This is a genomic window from Kitasatospora sp. NPDC004615 (assembly GCF_042873545.1).
Taxonomy (GTDB): Bacteria; Actinomycetota; Actinomycetes; order Streptomycetales; family Streptomycetaceae; genus Kitasatospora.
The window spans coordinates 303,180-320,213 of sequence record NZ_JBIALQ010000009.1 but is presented as its reverse complement, the minus strand read 5'-3'; the positions used below and the strand labels follow the sequence as shown (position 1 = coordinate 320,213).

General features: G+C 72.8%; 14 protein-coding genes and 1 tRNA gene. 7 read left to right on the top strand and 8 right to left on the bottom strand.

Annotation, left to right across the window (positions count from 1 at the left end; translation table 11 throughout):
- Positions 1-30: 30 nt before the first annotated feature.
- The gene (locus ACFYS8_RS29550; RefSeq protein WP_387646634.1) at positions 31-249 is read right to left on the bottom strand and encodes a heavy-metal-associated domain-containing protein; all 219 of its coding nucleotides are present in this window, start codon (positions 247-249) and stop codon (positions 31-33) included.
- 254 nt (positions 250-503) lie between these two features.
- On the opposite strand from ACFYS8_RS29550, the gene ACFYS8_RS29545 reads away from it, so the two are divergent.
- The gene (locus tag ACFYS8_RS29545; RefSeq protein ID WP_387646632.1) at positions 504-1,700 is read left to right on the top strand and encodes a PP2C family protein-serine/threonine phosphatase; all 1,197 of its coding nucleotides are present in this window, start codon (positions 504-506) and stop codon (positions 1,698-1,700) included.
- Here ACFYS8_RS29545 and ACFYS8_RS29540 read toward each other — a convergent pair.
- Positions 1,682-3,370 carry a bifunctional 3'-5' exonuclease/DNA polymerase gene (locus ACFYS8_RS29540; RefSeq protein ID WP_387646630.1) on the bottom strand — a complete coding sequence of 563 codons (1,689 nt, stop codon included), beginning with the start codon at positions 3,368-3,370 and terminating at the stop codon, positions 1,682-1,684. The two genes, ACFYS8_RS29545 and ACFYS8_RS29540, sit on opposite strands and share 19 nt — an antisense overlap.
- A gap of 173 nt (positions 3,371-3,543) precedes the next feature.
- On the opposite strand from ACFYS8_RS29540, the gene ACFYS8_RS29535 reads away from it, so the two are divergent.
- Positions 3,544-5,568, top strand: coding sequence for a M3 family metallopeptidase (locus tag ACFYS8_RS29535; RefSeq protein WP_387646627.1), 2,025 nt, complete (start codon positions 3,544-3,546; stop codon positions 5,566-5,568).
- 89 nt (positions 5,569-5,657) lie between these two features.
- Here ACFYS8_RS29535 and ACFYS8_RS29530 read toward each other — a convergent pair whose 3' ends face one another.
- Together ACFYS8_RS29530 and ACFYS8_RS29525 are read right to left on the bottom strand one after the other, a co-directional pair.
- Positions 5,658-6,866: a glycoside hydrolase family 5 protein gene (locus ACFYS8_RS29530; protein WP_387646625.1), complete on the bottom strand. Its 1,209-nt coding sequence runs from the start codon at positions 6,864-6,866 to the stop codon at positions 5,658-5,660.
- Positions 6,867-6,967: 101 nt separating this feature from the next.
- Positions 6,968-7,576 carry a TetR family transcriptional regulator gene (locus tag ACFYS8_RS29525; protein ID WP_387646622.1) on the bottom strand — a complete coding sequence of 203 codons (609 nt, stop codon included), beginning with the start codon at positions 7,574-7,576 and terminating at the stop codon, positions 6,968-6,970.
- A 148-nt stretch (positions 7,577-7,724) separates the two neighbouring features.
- Between ACFYS8_RS29525 and ACFYS8_RS29520 the strand changes: the two genes are divergently transcribed.
- Positions 7,725-8,942: an acyl-CoA dehydrogenase family protein gene (locus ACFYS8_RS29520; protein WP_387646619.1), complete on the top strand. Its 1,218-nt coding sequence runs from the start codon at positions 7,725-7,727 to the stop codon at positions 8,940-8,942.
- 83 nt (positions 8,943-9,025) lie between these two features.
- Here ACFYS8_RS29520 and ACFYS8_RS29515 read toward each other — a convergent pair whose 3' ends face one another.
- The 3 genes from ACFYS8_RS29515 to ACFYS8_RS29505 all read right to left on the bottom strand — a co-directional run bounded on the left by ACFYS8_RS29515 (position 9,026) and on the right by ACFYS8_RS29505 (position 11,158).
- Positions 9,026-9,613, bottom strand: coding sequence for a hypothetical protein (locus ACFYS8_RS29515; protein WP_387646617.1), 588 nt, complete (start codon positions 9,611-9,613; stop codon positions 9,026-9,028).
- An 85-nt stretch (positions 9,614-9,698) separates the two neighbouring features.
- Entirely contained in the window at positions 9,699-10,523 is an 825-nt protein-coding gene (locus ACFYS8_RS29510) for an enoyl-CoA hydratase/isomerase family protein (RefSeq protein WP_387646614.1), read from the bottom strand.
- A gap of 77 nt (positions 10,524-10,600) precedes the next feature.
- On the bottom strand, positions 10,601-11,158 hold the full coding sequence (locus ACFYS8_RS29505; RefSeq protein WP_387646612.1) for a GNAT family N-acetyltransferase: 558 nt from the start codon (positions 11,156-11,158) through the stop codon (positions 10,601-10,603).
- A 59-nt stretch (positions 11,159-11,217) separates the two neighbouring features.
- Here ACFYS8_RS29505 and ACFYS8_RS29500 point away from each other — a divergent pair, with 59 nt between their 5' ends.
- Positions 11,218-11,850, top strand: a complete 633-nt coding sequence (locus ACFYS8_RS29500) for a TetR/AcrR family transcriptional regulator (RefSeq protein WP_387646609.1) — start codon at positions 11,218-11,220, stop codon at positions 11,848-11,850.
- A 129-nt stretch (positions 11,851-11,979) separates the two neighbouring features.
- Here the strand turns inward: ACFYS8_RS29500 and ACFYS8_RS29495 are convergent.
- A tRNA-Arg gene (locus tag ACFYS8_RS29495) sits at positions 11,980-12,052 on the bottom strand.
- 615 nt (positions 12,053-12,667) lie between these two features.
- Between ACFYS8_RS29495 and ACFYS8_RS29490 the strand changes: the two genes are divergently transcribed.
- The 3 genes from ACFYS8_RS29490 to ettA all read left to right on the top strand — a co-directional run bounded on the left by ACFYS8_RS29490 (position 12,668) and on the right by ettA (position 16,875).
- Positions 12,668-13,303 (top strand): single-stranded DNA-binding protein, encoded by a 636-nt coding sequence (locus ACFYS8_RS29490; protein WP_387646608.1) that lies wholly within the window; start codon positions 12,668-12,670, stop codon positions 13,301-13,303.
- A gap of 272 nt (positions 13,304-13,575) precedes the next feature.
- On the top strand, positions 13,576-14,991 hold the full coding sequence (locus ACFYS8_RS29485; RefSeq protein WP_387646606.1) for a Cys-Gln thioester bond-forming surface protein: 1,416 nt from the start codon (positions 13,576-13,578) through the stop codon (positions 14,989-14,991).
- Between the two features lie 219 nt (positions 14,992-15,210).
- Positions 15,211-16,875: an energy-dependent translational throttle protein EttA gene (gene ettA / locus ACFYS8_RS29480; RefSeq protein ID WP_387646603.1), complete on the top strand. Its 1,665-nt coding sequence runs from the start codon at positions 15,211-15,213 to the stop codon at positions 16,873-16,875.
- The last annotated feature ends 159 nt before the right edge of the window (positions 16,876-17,034 follow it).

Genomic DNA, 17,034 nt, shown 5'->3' with positions numbered 1-17,034 from the left:
GCGGGCATGCGGCCCACCCCCGGCGGCGGGTCAGACGGCCCGGCCAACCAGCTCGTAGCCGGCCTCGTCCACGGCGGCGGCGATCTGCTCGTCGCTGACCGGGGACTCGGCGGTCACGGTGACGGTGCCGGCCTTGGAGTCGGAGGAGACCGCGGTGACGCCCGCAAGGACGGAGACCTCGCCGTTGATGGCCTTCTCGCAGTGGCCGCAGCTCATGCCGCTGACGTTGTAGGTGACGGTGCTGGACATGGAAACCTCCGGGACGCTCGCGCTTGTACCGACAGGAACAGCATACCCCCCAGGGGTATTCCGTCCAGGGGTGACCGGCGTTTTCTTCGGCCGGAGCAACCAGCGGCCCGAACCCGAGCCTAGTCCGCGGCCGCCGCCCGTCCGTAACGCCGGGCGACCCGCCGCCACCCGTGGCGCCGAACGGCCCGACCGCCCGCCGAGGCCCGCCCGGTCGAGAAGGGCGGGGTGGACGGCGGTCCGATATGTTCGGAAATGTGCAACATCGACGCCGGGAACGGACGCCGGCCACCGGGAGCGGCGATGTGCCGTCCTCCTGGCGTCGGGCCGCGTTGCTCGCAGACCTGCAGGACATCCCCCTGCTGCTCCGCTCCGCACCCGCGCTGATGGCCATCGGCCTGGTGACGATGGCCGACCTGCTGGCCGGGTCGAGCACCTACCTGGCGCCGCTGATGGTCGTCGTGCCGTCCGTCGCCGCGCTCACCCTCACACCGCGCGAGCTGCTCGGGACGTGCCTGCTCGGCCTGCTGGCGATGCTGGCCCTCAACCGCTACTACGACCGGGTCACCGCCCCGTCCGACAGCCGGTTCCTGTTCGGCGCGGCGATCAGCTACATCGTGCTGAGCGCGTTCAGCGCCTGGGTCGCCGAACTGCGGATGCGACGAGCCCAGGCCTTCGCGGCCGTCAGCTCGGTCGCGGAGGCCGCCCAGCGGGCGCTGCTGCGCCAGCCCGACCCGGTCGTCGGGCCGCTGCGGCTGGCCGTGCACTACGTCTCCGCCGCGGACGCCGCCCGGATCGGCGGCGACCTGTACTCCGTGCTGGAAACCCCGCACGGCACCCGGGTGCTGGTCGGCGACGTCCGCGGCAAGGGGCTCGGCGCGGTGCAGACCGCCGCCGTGGTGCTCGGCGCGTTCCGCGAGGCCGCCTACGACGAGCAGCGGCTGCCGGACGTCGCCGCCCGGATCGAGGCCAGCATGCACCGGCACGTCGCCGACGGGGAGTTCACCACCGCGCTGTTCGCCGAGTTCCGCGCCGCCGGCCACGTCGACCTGGTGCACCTCGGCCACGTTCCGCCGATCCGGGTCGGTGCCGACGGCCGCGCCGAGGTGCTGGAGGCCGCCGACCCGTGGCTGCCGCTCGGCCTCGGCGACCTCGCCGCCGGCGCACCCCGCTCCATCACCGTCCCGTTCGGCCCGCAGGACGTCCTGGTGCTGTGCACCGACGGCGTGATCGAGGCCAAGGGCCGCAGCTCCGGAACGTTCTACCCGCTGGCCGAACGGGTCGGCCCGCTGGTCAAGGACGGCTGGCGGTCACTGACCGAGCTGGACACCGCCGTCGCCCACCTCTACGGCGACCTGCTGGAACACACCGGCGGCGAACTCGGCGACGACGCGCTGCTGCTGCTGATCACCCGGCCCGGCGAGGCGCAGGCCGATCACTTGGCGTCGCCGTAGCAGTCGACCACGGCGGTGCTGAGCGGGAACCGGACCGGGGTGTCGCCGAACACCAGGGCCGACGCCTCGTCGGCCGCCGCCGCGACCTCGGCGGCCACCGCGTCCGCCAGGTCGGCCGGGGTGTGCACCACCACCTCGTCGTGCTGGAAGAACACCAGGTGCGGGCGGTCCGGGCCGGAACGCAGCGCGGCCAGCCGGCGGCGCAGCGCCGCCAGCAGGGCCAGCGCCCAGTCGGCGCCGGAGCCCTGGATGACGAAGTTGCGGGTGAAACGGCCCCGGGCGCGGGCCGAACGGCCGCCCGCCTCGCCGGACTCCGGGGCCTCGGTGAGGTCCAGCCAGTCCGCCGACGGCGGCGGGCAGACCCGGCCCAGCCGGGAGGAGACCACGCCGCCGTCCTCGCCGGTGCGGGCCGCGGCCTCCACGTAGCCCATCGCGTCCGGATAGCGGCGGCGCAGCGTGTTCAGCAGCGGGCCGATGCCGCCGCCCGTCTGGCCGTACATCGCGCCCAGCAGGCCCAGCTTGGCCTTCTCCCGGTCGCCCTGGAAGGCGCTGGCGGCGAGCGCCGCGTACAGGTCGCCGCCGGCGGCAGTGCGGGCCAGGCCGCGGTCGCCGGACAGCGCGGCCAGCACCCGCGGCTCCAGCTGCGCGGCGTCCGCGACCACCAGCAGCCAGCCCGGGTCGGCGACCACGGCGCGGCGCAGGGTGCGCGGGATCTGCAGCGCGCCGCCGCCCCGGGAGGCCCAGCGGCCGGTGACCACGCCGCCCACCACGTACTCGGGGCGGAACCGGCCGCCGCGCGCCCACGCCGCCTGCCAGGCCCAGCCGTGCGCGGCGTGCAGCCGCGACAGCTCCTTGTAGCGGACCATCAGGGCCGCCGCCGGGTGGTCGACCGCCTTCAGCTCCCAGGAGCGGGTGGACGACAACTGGATGCCGCGATCGGCGAACGCCTTGATCACCTGGGTGTGCGAGTCCAGGTTGAACGGCCGCGCGCCGAGCGCCTGCTGCACCTCCAGGGCGAGATCGGACAGCTTCGAGGGCAGCGTGCCCGGAATGGTCGGACGCGGGCCCAGCAGCTCGGTCAGCAGCGCGTCGTGCACGTCCGCGCGCCACGGCAGCCCGTCGTACGCCATCTCGCAGGCCAGCAGCGCCCCCGCCGACTCGGCCGCCACCAGCAGCCGGAACCGGGACCGGGCCGCCGGATCGGCGATCGCCGCGAGCCGCCGCAACTGCTCCGCGTGGACGGCCACCGTGGCCTCCAACGGATCGGTGCCGGGCGGCAGTTGCAGCCGGTCCGGGGCGAACAGGCCGTCCTCGTCGGGCAGCGCGCCCTCCGGCAGGTCGGCCGGCACCGGCAGCCCGCGCAGCCGCGCCCACGCCGCGCCCAGCGAACGCGGCGCACCGAACCGGCCCTCCCGGCCGAGCAGCAGCGCCTCCGTCAACCGCAGGTCGTGGCAGCGCGCCACCCGCTCCGGCAGCGCGGCCAGCAGCGGGCCGTAAGCGGTGTCGGCGGTCGGCCACACCCAGCGCGGCGCGTGCTCGGCCTCCACCGCCGCGACCGCCTCGGCCAGCCGCGGCACCCGCTCGGCCGGGCCGAGCGGGGAACCGTCCTCGGCCAGCGGGCGCAGCCGCCCGCCCGGGCCGTGCGGGTCGGGCACCAGGGCGTATCGCACGGGGCGGCTCCTTCCGGGGGCGGGCAGGTTTCGTGCCGCGGCTTCGTGCTGCGGCTTCGTGCTGCGGCGGGGGACCTGTCGACGGTAGCCGGTACCGGTGACAGCCCACGTCAGCGGTGCTTGTGGGGATTCGGTGTTCCGCCCGGGCCCGGCGCCCCGTAGGGTCGGCGGACATGAGCGACAATCCCTTCTTCTCGCCCAGCACCCTGGTGTTCGAGCTTCCGCCCTTCGCCGAGATCCGGGAAGAGCACTACCGTCCGGCGTTCGAGCGGGGCATGGCCGACCAGCTCGCCGAGGTCGCCGCGATCGTCGCCGACCCGGAGCCGCCGACCTTCGACAACACCGTGGTGGCGCTGGAACGTTCCGGCGCGGTGCTGCGCCGGGTGAGCGTGGTGTTCGAGAACCAGGACTCCTCCGACACCACCCCCGGAGTCCAGGCCCTCGACGCCGAGATCAGCCCCCGGCTGGCCGCCCACTCCGACGCGATCCACCTCGACGCGGCGCTGTTCGCCCGCATCGACACCCTGCACCGCACCCGCCACGAACTCGGCCTGGACGCCGAGTCGCTGCGCCTGCTGGAGCGCCACCACACCGCCTTCGTCCGGGCCGGCGCCCGCCTCGACGAGGCCGGCCAGCAGCGGCTGCGCGAGATCAACACCCGGCTCGCGGCCGACGCCGCAGCGTTCCGCAAGAACACCCACGAGGCCTCGCTGGCCGGCGCCATCGTGGTGGACAGCGCCGACGCCCTCGACGGGCTGCCCGACACCGCGATCGCCGCCGCCGCCGAGAACGCCCGCGCGCTCGGCCACGACGGCCACTGGGTGCTCAGCCTGAAGAACTTCTCCAACCAGACCGAACTCGCCGAGCTCACCGACCGCGCCCTGCGCGAGCGCCTGCTCACCGCCTCGCTGCGCCGCGGCCTGGACACCAACGGCCCGCTGGCCGCCCGGATGGCCGCGCTGCGCGCCGAACGCGCCGCGCTGCTCGGCTACGACAGCCACGCCGCGTACGTCGTCGCCGACGAGACCGCCGGCACCGTCGAGGCGGTCGACGCGATGCTCGGCCGCCTCGTCGGACCCGCCGTCGCCAACGCGGAGCGCGAGGCCGCCGAGCTGGCGGCCGCCGCGGCGGCCGACGGCGTCACCGAATTCGCCGCCCACGACTGGGCGTTCTACGCCGAGAAGGTCCGCGCCGAGCGCTACGACGTGGACACGGCAGCGCTGCGCCCGTACTTCGAGCTTGAGCGGGTGCTGCGGGACGGCGTGTTCTTCGCGGCCGGCCTGGCGTACGGGCTGAGCTTCACCGAGCGTCCGGATCTGACGGCCTACCACGCGGACGCCCGGGTGTTCGAGGTGACGGACGCGGACGGGTCCTCGCTGGGCCTGTTCATCGGCGACTTCTTCGCCCGCGAGTCCAAGCGCGGCGGCGCGTGGATGAACGAACTGGTCCCGCAGTCCCGGCTGCTCGGCCGCAAGCCGGTGGTGGTCAACAACCTCAACATCGCGCACCCGCCGGCCGGCGAGCCGGCGCTGCTCAGCTGGGACGAGGTGCGGACGCTGTTCCACGAGTTCGGGCACGCGCTGCACGGCCTGTTCTCGGACGTGCGGTACCCGCTGTTCGCGGGCACCGAAGTGCCCCGCGACTTCGTGGAGTTCCCGTCCCAGGTCAACGAGATGTGGATGGTCTGGCCCGAGGTGCTGGCCAACTACGCCCGGCACCACGTCACCGGCGAGCCGCTGCCCGCCGAGACGGTGGAGCGGATGCTGGCCGCCGAGAACTACGGGCAGGGCTTCCGCACCGTCGAGTACCTGGCGGCGGCGCTGCTCGACTGGGCCTGGCACTCGCTGCCGGCCGGCACGGTCGTCGAGGACGCGGAAGCCTTCGAGGCCCGGGCCCTCGCCGAGGCGGGCGTCGGGATGGCGACGGTGCCGCCGCGGTACCGGACCGGCTACTTCAACCACGTGTTCTCGAACGGGTACAGCGCCGGGTACTACGCGTACATCTGGTCCGAGGTGCTGGACGCCGAGACGGTGGAGTGGTTCCGCGGCGGCGGGCGCGAAGTGCGGGAGAGCGGCGAGCTGTTCCGGGCGGAGCTGCTTTCGCGGGGCGGGAGCCGGGACGCGATGGAGTGCGTGCGGGCGGTGCTGGGGCGGGAGCCCTCGATCGAGCCGCTGCTGGTTCGGCGCGGGCTGAAGTAGGGGCCGGGACCCGCGCCCCGACAGGGGCGCGGGGAACTGCGCGAGCAACCACGCACGAGCAGGACGGACGGCACCCGAGCGCCCCGTGCCTACCGTCCGGCGAACACCGGGCCGTAGCCGGGGGCGGGGCTGCCGGTGGGGGTGAGGGCGCAGTAGCCGCCGTTGCCGCGGCACCAGTACCACATGGTCCAGGCGGCGGCGAAGCCGTTCATCGCGGTGACCTGGCGGCGGATCAGTTCGGCGTTGCCGGGGGTGGCGGCGCTGGGCGGGCCCCATTCGCCGACCAGGACGGGGAGGTGGTGGGTACGGGGGTAGGTGGTGATGGCGTCGGTGTAGGCGTCGACGAAGCCGCCGGCCGGGTCCCAGTCCTGGCCGGCTTCGACGGCGGTGTCGTAGAAGTGCGGGGCGTAGCCGATCCGGTCGGCGCCGGGCCGGGGGTCGGTGAAGGCGGGGAGCCGGGTGGGGACGCCCTGGCCGACCAGGACGGTGGGTTCGACGAACAGCCAGGCGTCGCGGTCGACCTGACGGACCGCCGCGATCAGGCGGCGGTACATGGCGGGGAGCCGGCCCTGTTCGAGGGCGGCGGCGGAGGCGGCGAGGACGGCCGGGTCGGTGGGGTCGCCGTTCACCGGGCCGAACGGCTCGTTGAACAGGTCGTAGCCGAGCAGGGCGCGGTGGCCGCGCAGTTCGCGGGCGACGGTGGCGTAGAGGTCGGCCTGGGCGCGTTGCAGGTCGCGGTCGTCGTAGAGGTGGCGGAAGGCGGCCTGGACGGAGGGCTGGAAGTAGCCGGCGAACCAGTCGTTCGGGTCGGGGGTGAACGGCAGGCCGTCGTCGCGGGTGGCCCAGCTGGGTGCGCCGCCGTCGCCGCCGCCGAAGTACTGCCCGTAGACGTCCTGGTGGTAGTCGACGACGGCGTACAGGTGGTACTTCTCGGCCCAGTCCAGGATGCGGTGCAGGCGGGCGAGTTGGGCCTTGTCGTAGCGGCCGGGGGCGGGTTCGAGGCGGGCCCAGGAGACGGCGACGCGGATCAGTTGGAAGCCGTGCGAGGCGAGGTCGCGCAGGTCGGCCTCGGTGGTCTCGTCGTACTTGTCGAGGTTGAAGCCGCGCAGGTCGAGGACGCGTCCGTGCCGGTCGGTGAAGGCGGTGCGGCCGTCGGGGAGGGTGGTGGCGGAGACCTTGCGGGCGTCGAAGCGGTCGGCGAAGCGGTCGGCGTGGTCGGCGGGCGGGCCGGCCGAGACGGTGCCGAGGACGACGGCGGCGGTGAGCAGCAGGGCGGCGGCGGAGCGGCGGACGCGCACGGGGCACCTCGCGGCGGGGTGGGGAGGGGTGGGGTGCGCCGATCCTGCCGGAGCCGTCCCCGCCGCACAAGAGGTGAGACATGCTCATGTTCGATGGGTGGTCAGGCCTCCGGCGTGGCGAGCATCGGCGGCAGGTCGGCAGCCGCCGAGAGCCGGCCCCACAACAGGTCGGCGAGCGCCTGCACCATCCGGGCGCGCGGGCAGGGGCGGGTCTCCAGCCACCAGTCGCCCGCCGCCAGCACCATGCCGGTGATCGAGCGGCCCCAGGTCTCGGAGAGCAGCGGCCCGTCCTGCCCGAGGTCGATCTGCCGCTGGATGGCGCGGGTGATCTCCTCGGCGATCTGCCGCAGCGCGGGCGCCAGCGCGTTGCCCGCGCCGGTGGGATCGCCCGGCTCGGGGTGGGTGAGCAGCCGGTACACCTGCGGGCGGGCCTCGATCGCGGCCAGGTAGATGTCCAGCACGTGCTCGACCCGGTCGCGGCGCTCCAGCGGCTCGTTCAGGGCGGCCCGGACGGCGGCCAGCAGTCCGGCCGTGTGACGCGCCGTCAACGCGCCGATCAGGCCGTTCCGGTCGCCGAAGTGCCGGTACAGGATGGGCTTCGTGATGCCCGCCTCGGCGGCGATCGCGTTCATGCTGGCGCTCGGGCCTTCGCGCTGGACGACCCGGTCGGCGGCGTTGAGCAGTTGTTCACGGCGGGGTTCGGTGGTCATGCGCTGCTCCTCGTGCGTGCAGGGCGGTCCGGGACGGGCGTTGACACCGGTTACCTATCGGTAGCAGACTCGCCACCATGTTACCGGAGGTAACAGCGCAGTGGCGCGGACGCTCCGGCCCGCATCCCCGTCCCATGGAGGCCGACCCATGACCACCTTCTCGCTCGACCCCGGGCCGGACCAGATCGCCGTCCGTGACTGGCTGCACGGCTTCGCCGCCGACGTCATCCGCCCGGCCGCCGCCGAGTGGGACGAACGCGAGGAGACCCCCTGGCCGATCATCCAGGAGGCCGCGAAGCTCGGCATCTACTCGCTCGACTTCTACGCCCAGCAGTTCTTCGACCCGTCCGGCGTCGGCATCCCGATCGCCATGGAAGAACTCTTCTGGGGCGACGCCGGCATCGCCCTGGCCATCACCGGCACCACCCTGGCCGCCGTCGCCGTGCTCGCCAACGGCACCGACGAGCAGATCGGCACCTGGGCGCCGCAGATGTTCGGCACCCCCGACGACGTCAAGGTCGCCGCGTTCTGCTCCTCCGAGCCCGACGCCGGCTCCGACGTCTCCGCGCTGCGCACCCGCGCCGTCTACGACCAGGCCAAGGACGAGTGGGTGATCAACGGCACCAAGACCTGGGCCACCAACGGCGGCATCGCCCACATCCACGTCGTGGTCGCCACCGTCGACCCCGAGCTCGGCTCGCGCGGCCAGGCGTCCTTCCTGATCCCGCCCGGCACCAAGGGCCTGAGCCAGGGCCAGAAGTTCAAGAAGCACGGCATCCGCGCCTCGCACACCGCCGAGGTCGTCCTCGACGACGTCCGCATCCCCGGCCACTGCCTGCTCGGCGGCAAGGAGAAGCTGGACGCCCGCCTCGCCCGGGCCCGCGAGGGCACCAGGGGCGGCGGCAAGAACGCCGCGATGGCCACCTTCGAGGCCTCCCGCCCCGCCGTCGGCGCCCAGGCCATCGGCATCGCCCGGGCCGCGTACGAGGTCGCCCTGGACTACGCCAAGACCCGGGTCCAGTTCGGCAAGCCGATCATCGAGAACCAGGGCGTCGCCTTCCAGCTCGCCGACATGAAGACCCGGATCGACGCGGCCCGGCTGCTGGTCTGGCGGGCCTCCTGGATGGCCGTCAACAACCGGCCATTCACCAACGCCGAAGGCTCGATGTCCAAGCTGTACGCCGGCGAGACGGCCAAGTTCGTCACCGCGCAGGCCATGCAGATCCTCGGCGGCAACGGCTTCACCCGCGAGTACCCGGTCGAGCGGATGCACCGCGACAGCGCGATCTACACCGTCTTCGAGGGCACCAGCGAGATCCAGCGGCTGGTCATCGCCCGGGCCATCTCGGGCGCGCCCATCCGCTGACGAGCCACCCGCCGGCGGCCGGTCAGCGGGTCCGTCGGTCGGCGGGCTGCAGGTCGGCGGGCTGCAGGTCGGCGGTCCGCCCGTCAGCGGGCCGCCCAGAAGGTCAGCCCGGCGGTGGCGGCACCCACCAGTGCACCGACCACCGTCTGGGCCCGGGTGTGGTCCCGCAGCACCACGCGGGACCACCCCACCAGTGCCACCCCCGGCAGCAGGAGCAGCCACCACGGGCCGAGCGCGACCGCCGTGCAGACGATCGCTCCGCTGAGTACGGCGGTGTGCACCGAGACCTTCCACCACACCGTGATCGCCATGATCGGCACCAGCGAGGCGAACATCGCCAGTACCATCGCCGTCATGTCGGCCGGGGCGTCCAGGAGCATCATCGTCAGCAGGCTGACCAGCACCGATCCCATGATGAACGGGATCACCACCAGCCGGCGGCGGCGCTGCCCGACGTGCCGGTCCTCGATACTGCCCTGGCGCACTCCGCGGGCGATGAACCAGGTCGGTATCACCGCGGCGAACAGCGCGGCGAACGCCGCCCAGGCCAGCCCCGTCCAGCCGTAGCGGCCTGCGCCGATCAGCGGCAGCACTGCGATGATCACATTCTTCGGCTCCACGCCGTCGCTGATCCGGGAGGCCCAGGCGGTCTCGACGGCGGGGGTGGACATGCTGCTCCTTCGGTCGGGCCGGACTCGCGGTGTGACGATCCGGTCATCGGAGATTGTGCAGCACTGTTGAATCGCCGTGCGCCGTTCAGAACGAGGGCTCGCGCCGCTCCAGGAACGCCGCCAGGCCCTCGCGGACGTCCGGTGCCGTGCGGGAGGCGCGCTCCCACGGCTCCAGGGCGTCTGCGGCATCCGCTGCGGGGACGGCCAGGGCCGCCTTCACCGCGCCGATGGTCTGGGGTGAGCGGTGGGTCAGAAGGCGGGCGAACTCGCGTGCGCGGGAGTCGAGTTCCTCGGCCGGGACGACCTCGTCCAGCAGGCCGAAGCGCTCCGCGCGGGCGGCCGGGACGAGCGTGCCGGAGAACAGCAGGTACTTGGCCCGGGCCGGGCCGACCAGCGCGGCCAGCCGCAGGGTCGGCACCGCCGGGTACACCACGCCCAGCTTGGCCGGGGTGATGCCGAGCCGGGCGTCCTCGGCGGCGAAGCGCAGGTCGCAGGCGACCGCCAGCTGGCAGCCGCCGCCCACGCAGGCGCCCCGGATCACCGCCAGCGTCGGCCGCGGGAATGCTGCCAGCGCCTCCTCGGCCGCCACGTTCAACGCGTGATAGGTGTCCGCGGCGGCCGGATCGGCGTACACCCCGGCGAGTTCGGCGATGTCCGCACCGGCCGAGAAGGTGCCCTCGGCGCCGGTCAGCAGCAGCGCCCGCACGTCGGCGCGGGCGCCGAGCTCGGCCAGCAGGCCCGGCAGCGCCCGCCACATGGCGCCGGTCACCGCGTTGCGGCGCTTCGGCCGGTCCAGCAGCACCGTCGCCACCCGGTCCGCGCCCACCCAGCAGCGCAGGCCCGCCACGCCGGTCGGCAGCTCGGTGTCCCCGGGGCCTGGGCGGTCGAGCGGGTCGGTGCTCGCGGACATCACGGCCTCCGGAATAGCGGGAAGGGGCGGTTCGTCAGCCTTCCACAGCGTGCCGGGCGCGGGCCATGTGATCAGGATCAAGCCGCCTCGCGGGCCGCCCGCCACTCCGGCGCCAGCATCGACCAGATCTCCAGGTCCAGGCGCTCGCCGTGGTGCTCGGTGTGCTTGCGCATCGTCCCGTCCAGGGTCATGCCCAGGCGCTGGGCGGTCGCCCGGCTGCGCGGGTTCACCGTGGAGTTCCACCACTCGGCGCGGTACAGGCCGCGCTCCAGCAGCGCGTAGTCCAGCAGGTGCCGGACCGCCTCGGTGACCAGCCCGCGGCCGCGGCCGGCCGGCTCCGACCACACGCCGATCTCGCACACCCCGCCCTTGGCGTCGAAGTGGACGAACATCGTCCCGCCGACCAGGGTGCCGTCGAGCCAGATCCCGTAGATCCGGCCGGCGTCGGCGGCCTGCTTGTCGGCGTAGCGCTGCAGGGTCGCGCGGGCCGAGGCCAGGTCGGTGCTGATGGAGGCCCACGGGATGAACGGGTCGACGGTGGCCCGGGCGCGGTCCATGTGCGCCAGGAACTCCTCGGCCTGCCACGGCTCAAGCGGGCGGAGCTCGGCGTTCTCGGCGAGTGCGACGGTGTACATGGGCGGCCCCTCCGGCGTTCCGACATACATAACAAACGTTTGGTAGGTACCCTAGCGCGATGACACCACCCGCCCGCGGAGACCACGAAGCACGCCGCCGGGACGTCTCCGAGGCGGTCTGGCGAGTACTCGCCGCCCGCGGCTTCGGCGGACTCACCCTGCGCGCCGTGGCCGCCGAACTCGGCGCCTCCACCGGGCTGCTCACCCACTACTTCCCCAACAAGCGGGCGCTGGTCGCGCACGCGCTGGACGTCCTCGACCGGCAGAGCGCCGAACGCCACCGCCCCGCCACCGCCGAGGCCGCCACCGCCCGCGGCCTGGCCCTGCTGCGCGCCGCGCTGCTCGACATCCTGCCGCTGGACGGCGCGGGCGCCGCCGGCAACCGGATCTGGGTCGGTTCCTGGGACGCCGCGCTCACCGACCCCGAACTGACCGCCGAACACGCCGAGCGCTACCGCCGCAGCCGGCGGCGGATGACCGAGCTGTGCGCCGAGGCGCAGGAACTGGGCGAACTCCCCGCCGACCGGCCGGCCGCGGACCTGGCCGCGCTGGCCCAGTCCTTCGCGCTCGGACTGGTGGTGCAGGCGCTCTTCGCGCCCGCCGAATTCCCGCCGGAGCGCCAACGCGCGCTGCTGGACGGCTTCCTGGCCGGTCTGGTGACGGGGGAGCGGGCGGGCCCGGACGGGGCGTGACCCGGGGCCGACCGGGGAGCTCAACGGGGACCGGCCGAGGGCGGGTCGGCGACTGGCCGGGGGGTGCGCCGGCGACTGACCGGGTGCTGGCCGGGGTGGGGCTGCTCGGCGGGTCGCCGGAGCCTTGTGTGCCCCCAGCAGGATTCGAACCTGCGACCTACCGCTTAGAAGGCGGGTGCTCTATCCGCTGAGCTATGGGGGCCGGGTGTGACGTCGGCCCGCTTGCCGGGCCTGGGCGCCGGGACGGGATGTTCCGGGACAGGATACGGGTGTTCAGTTCCGCCACCTGGACTTCGAAGACCCGACAGGGGTGTGTCGGCCTCCACGGGGCGGTCCGATAATCGCAGGTAGTGCCCTGATGCGCAGCGTTCTGCGGCGTCCTGGAGCCGGACGTTGTGCAGTCGTTACGGGGCTGTCGCCCCACCCGTTATGCATTCGGCGTGGCAATCCCCCGAACCGGCCCGCGGGTGGGGGCATGTTTAGGGGTTCGTTCAGGTGGATGACATGGACGGGGCGAGTTGACGCCCGCCCGTTCGGGGTTTCGGCGGTGGCGCACAGGTGTCCTGCGGGTGTGCGGAGAGCCTTGTCGTGAACACGATCCCTGGTACGTCACTTCAAGTGATCGATTCCGAACAGGAAATCACCGGTATTTCACTCTTGCGAGTTATCCCGGTTTTCCACAGGGCCGAGTTTTCCACAGGGGAAGCGAAGTTTCCGGTCCGAATTCGTCGGTGGGAGGAGGATCTGTCCGCGGCGGAAATACCGTCGGCGAAAAGCGGTTCGGCCGGTCCGGCGGCCGGAGAACGGAGGCAGGGGAATGGACGGCGCGCTGGTGACGATGGTCGGCAATGCGGCCTCGAATGTGACGTACCGGGAGACGGCCGGCGGGGTGGCCGTCGCCAGCTTCCGATTGGCCGCCACCGAGCGGCGCTACGACCGGGAGCGCGGTGATTGGGCGGACGGCGAGACCACCTGGGTGACGGTGGTGGCCTGGCGGCGGCTCGCGGTCAACGTGGTCAGTTCGGTCAACAAGGGAGACCCGCTGGTGGTGAGCGGGCGGCTGCGGGTGCGCGAATGGGGAGAGGAGGGCAGTCGGCGCACGGAGGTGGAGATCGACGCCCGGGCGGTGGGGCACGATCTCGCCCGCGGCACCTCGGTCTTCAAGCGGGGGCTGGAGGCACGGGCGGTGGAGGTCAAGGCGGCTGCGGCGCAGGGCGGTTCGGCGGCCGAGTGGCCGAGCGGCCCGGCGAGGGGCGGGTCGCGGGAGGTGCGGCTGGTGGAGGAGGCGGTGCCGGAGTGGATCGTCAGGGCGGTGGCGGCCCGCCGGGAGGCCGATGCGGCGGCGGGCGCGGCCGGCGGTGCCGCGGGCGGCCCGGCGGGTGTTGCGGCGGGTGGCGTCGCCGGGCCCGCGGGGCCGGGGGGTTCGGATGTGGCGGAGGAGGTTCTGAACTGACGGATTCTGGGCACCTGAGGCACCGATCGGTGCAATCCTGATTGCCGCGGCGGCGGCTCGTGACTTTATGTCGACTCATCAACTCCCGCTGACAGTCCGCTCCTTGATAACGAAACAGCTACGATATCGTCCTGATTTGCTACGGGCGCCGAGTGCTCGGGCGGCGTCAATAGGATGCGTCTGGTCCACACACGTGCAGCGGCGCCACAGGGGGTTGCCGCTTTGCAGGGGGCGGGTTGCCAACGGCACGTCGCCGCCCGGAGGGATCGCACATGTTCCACAAGCAGGGGCGGGCCGTCTCCCGCATCGTTGCTGTCATGCTCGCGTCCGGTCTTGTCGTCGGGTCGGGGCTGCTCGCCACCGGTACCGCCGCCGCGGCCGACGGCAACTCGGGAGTGACCGGGAAGCTGGTGGGCGGAATTCGCTACGGCGAGAAGGTCGAGTCCGAGACGCGCCCGGGCCACTGGCTGCCCGTCACCGCCGGGCAGTTCACCCTGGGGGTGACCGGCACCGAGTCCACGCTGGACGTCTACTGCATCGACCTGCTCAACGACACGCTCAAGACCGCCACTTACCACGAGACGGACTGGGCCTCCACGTCGCTCTCCCAGCCGGAGAAGGTCAAGGCCAAGGCCGGCCCGAAGATCCAGTGGATACTCGAGCACTCCTTCCCGAACATCGACGAGGTCGCGCTCTCCAAGGCCTCCGGCATCGACGGCCTGACCAAGGACGACGCCGCCGCGGCCACCCAGGTGGCGATCTGGCACTTCTCCGACCCGAACGTGCCGGTCCGGCTGGTCGCAGACCGCCCGACGACCAAGAAGCTCATCGACTGGCTGATCGCCCAGGCCGAGGCCAAGGGCGGCGCCGAGGAGCCCAAGCCCTCGCTGGCGCTCAACCCGGGCTCGGTGGCCGGCAAGAGCGGTGAGACGCTCGGCCCGATCACCGTCACCACCGGCGGCGGCGCCGCCGACGTCGCCGTCGCGCTCGACAAGAAGGGCACCGACGCGGGCGTCACCCTGGTCGACAAGAGCGGTGCCGCGGTGAAGACCGCCAAGAACGGCGACCAGCTGTTCGCGAAGGTCCCGGCCGGTGCCGACGCCGGCACCGCCACCATCAGCGCGGACGCCTCCGCCACCATCAAGCTCGGCCGGGCGTTCGTCGGCGACGACAACGGCAAGCACAGCCAGACGCTGATCCTGGCCGGCAGCAACAAGGTCAAGGTCAACGCCCTGGCCACCCTCGCCTGGGCGCCCACCGGTCCGATCCCGGCCGCCACCGGCAAGGTCGACTGCACGCAGGGTGCACTGGTCCTCACCGTCTCCAACAAGGGCGACCGGGACTGGAACTTCACCGTCGGCGGCAAGGACGTCACCGTGAAGCCCGGCGCCACCCAGGACGTCGTCCTGCCGGTCGCCGAGGACACCGCCTACAACTTCACCGTCACCGGCCCGGGCGGCTTCTCGCAGACCTTCAGCGGCGTGCTGAACTGCAAGACCGACAGCGTCAGCCTGCCGCCGACCACCCCGCCGGCCACCCCGAAGCCCAGCTCGTCCGCTCCTGAGCTGGCCACCACCGGTGGCGGCATGGGCACCGGCATCACCGCCGCGATCGCCGGTGCGCTGGTCGTCGCCGGTGCCGCCGCGGTCTACGCCCTGCGTCGCCGCGGCCGCCACAGCCGCGCCTGACCCGCACGCTGACCCTCCCCGGCCGCCCGCCGAGGAGGGGCGGCCCCGCCCCCGCAACACTGGGGGCGGGGCCGTTCGCGTCCTGGGCCGCCCGCGGCCACGGCCCGGCCGGTCGCCGTTGCCGCACACCCTTGAGCGCGTTCGGGGCGGCACCGGCCTTACGGCACAATGGAACGCTGCAAGCCGATTAACTCGACGACGACGCCGGAGCGATCTCACGTGGCGGAATACATCTACACCATGCGCAAGGTGCGCAAGGCACACGGCGACAAGGTCATCCTTGACGACGTGACGCTCAGCTTCCTCCCCGGGGCGAAGATCGGCGTCGTCGGCCCCAACGGCGCCGGCAAGTCCACCGTGCTGCGGATGATGGCCGGCCTGGACCAGCCCTCCAACGGCGACGCCTTCCTCTCGCCGGGCTTCACCGTCGGCATGCTCCAGCAGGAGCCGCCGCTGGACGAGACGAAGACCGTGCTGGAGAACGTCCAGGACGGCGTCAAGGAGACCAAGGGCAAGCTCGACCGGTTCAACGAGATCGCCGAGCTGATGGCGACCGACTACTCGGACGCGCTGCTCGACGAGATGGGCAAGCTCCAGGAGGACCTGGACCACGCCAACGCCTGGGACCTGGACGCCCAGCTGGAGCAGGCCATGGACGCGCTGGGCTGCCCGCCCGGCGAGTGGCCGGTCACCAAGCTGTCCGGTGGCGAGAAGCGCCGCGTGGCGCTGTGCAAGCTGCTGCTGGAGCAGCCCGACCTGCTGCTGCTCGACGAGCCCACCAACCACCTGGACGCCGAGTCGGTGAACTGGCTGGAGCAGCACCTCGAGAAGTACCCCGGCACCGTCGTCGCCGTCACCCACGACCGGTACTTCCTGGACAACGTCGCCGAGTGGATCCTCGAGCTCGACCGCGGCCGCGCGTACCCGTACGAGGGCAACTACTCCACCTACCTGGAGACCAAGCAGACCCGTCTCAAGGTCGAGGGCCAGAAGGACGCCAAGCGCGCCAAGCGGCTCAAGGAAGAGCTGGAGTGGGTCCGCTCCAACGCCAAGGGCCGCCAGGCCAAGTCCAAGGCCCGCCTCGCCCGTTACGAGGAGATGGCGGCCGAGGCCGACAAGATGCGGAAGCTGGACTTCGAGGAGATCCAGATCCCGCCGGGCCCGCGTCTGGGCAGCGTCGTCATCGAGGTCGACCACCTCAACAAGGCCTTCGGCGAGAAGGTGCTGATCGACGACCTGAGCTTCACGCTGCCGCGCAACGGCATCGTCGGCATCATCGGCCCGAACGGCGCCGGCAAGACCACCCTGTTCAAGATGCTCCAGGACCTGGAGACCCCGGACAGCGGCACCGTCAAGGTCGGCGAGACCGTCAAGATCAGCTACGTCGACCAGACCCGCTCCAACATCGACCCGAAGAAGACCCTGTGGGAGGTCGTGTCCGACGGCCTCGACTGGATCAACGTCGGCCAGGTCGAGATGCCGTCCCGCGCCTACGTCTCCGCGTTCGGCTTCAAGGGCCCGGACCAGCAGAAGCCGGCCGGCGTGCTGTCCGGTGGTGAGCGCAACCGCCTCAACCTGGCGCTCACCCTCAAGCAGGGCGGCAACCTGCTGCTCCTCGACGAGCCGACCAACGACCTCGACGTCGAGACGCTGTCCTCGCTGGAGAACGCGCTGCTGGAGTTCCCCGGCTGCGCCGTGGTCATCTCCCACGACCGCTGGTTCCTGGACCGAGTGGCCACCCACATCCTCGCCTACGAGGGCGACAGCAAGTGGTTCTGGTTCGAGGGCAACTTCGAGTCCTACGAGAAGAACAAGATCGAGCGCCTGGGCGCCGATGCGGCCCGCCCGCACCGCGCGACCTACAAGAAGCTCACCCGCGGCTGATCCGCGGACGCTCACCCGCGGCTGACCCGCGGACGCACCGGCGGGGGGGGGGGGGGGCCCCCCCCCCCCGGGGGGGGGGCCGGGGGGGCCGCCCCCCCCCGGGGGGGCGGGCCGCCCCGGGCGGGGAAAAGCCCCCCCCCCCACCCAAACAGCCCACCC

Excerpts from the sequence above, each read along its gene's own strand:
- ACFYS8_RS29535 (WP_387646627.1), top strand. The coding sequence starts at position 3,544 with ATGAGCGACAATCCCTTCTTCTCGCCCAGCACCCTGGTGTTCGAGCTT.
- ACFYS8_RS29550 (WP_387646634.1), bottom strand. The coding sequence starts at position 249 with ATGTCCAGCACCGTCACCTACAACGTCAGCGGCATGAGCTGCGGCCAC.
- ACFYS8_RS29525 (WP_387646622.1), bottom strand. The coding sequence starts at position 7,576 with ATGACCACCGAACCCCGCCGTGAACAACTGCTCAACGCCGCCGACCGG.
- ACFYS8_RS29500 (WP_387646609.1), top strand. The coding sequence starts at position 11,218 with ATGACACCACCCGCCCGCGGAGACCACGAAGCACGCCGCCGGGACGTC.
- ACFYS8_RS29485 (WP_387646606.1), top strand. The coding sequence starts at position 13,576 with ATGTTCCACAAGCAGGGGCGGGCCGTCTCCCGCATCGTTGCTGTCATG.
- ACFYS8_RS29515 (WP_387646617.1), bottom strand. The coding sequence starts at position 9,613 with ATGTCCACCCCCGCCGTCGAGACCGCCTGGGCCTCCCGGATCAGCGAC.
- ACFYS8_RS29510 (WP_387646614.1), bottom strand. The coding sequence starts at position 10,523 with ATGTCCGCGAGCACCGACCCGCTCGACCGCCCAGGCCCCGGGGACACC.
- ACFYS8_RS29520 (WP_387646619.1), top strand. The coding sequence starts at position 7,725 with ATGACCACCTTCTCGCTCGACCCCGGGCCGGACCAGATCGCCGTCCGT.
- ACFYS8_RS29505 (WP_387646612.1), bottom strand. The coding sequence starts at position 11,158 with ATGTACACCGTCGCACTCGCCGAGAACGCCGAGCTCCGCCCGCTTGAG.
- ACFYS8_RS29490 (WP_387646608.1), top strand. The coding sequence starts at position 12,668 with ATGGACGGCGCGCTGGTGACGATGGTCGGCAATGCGGCCTCGAATGTG.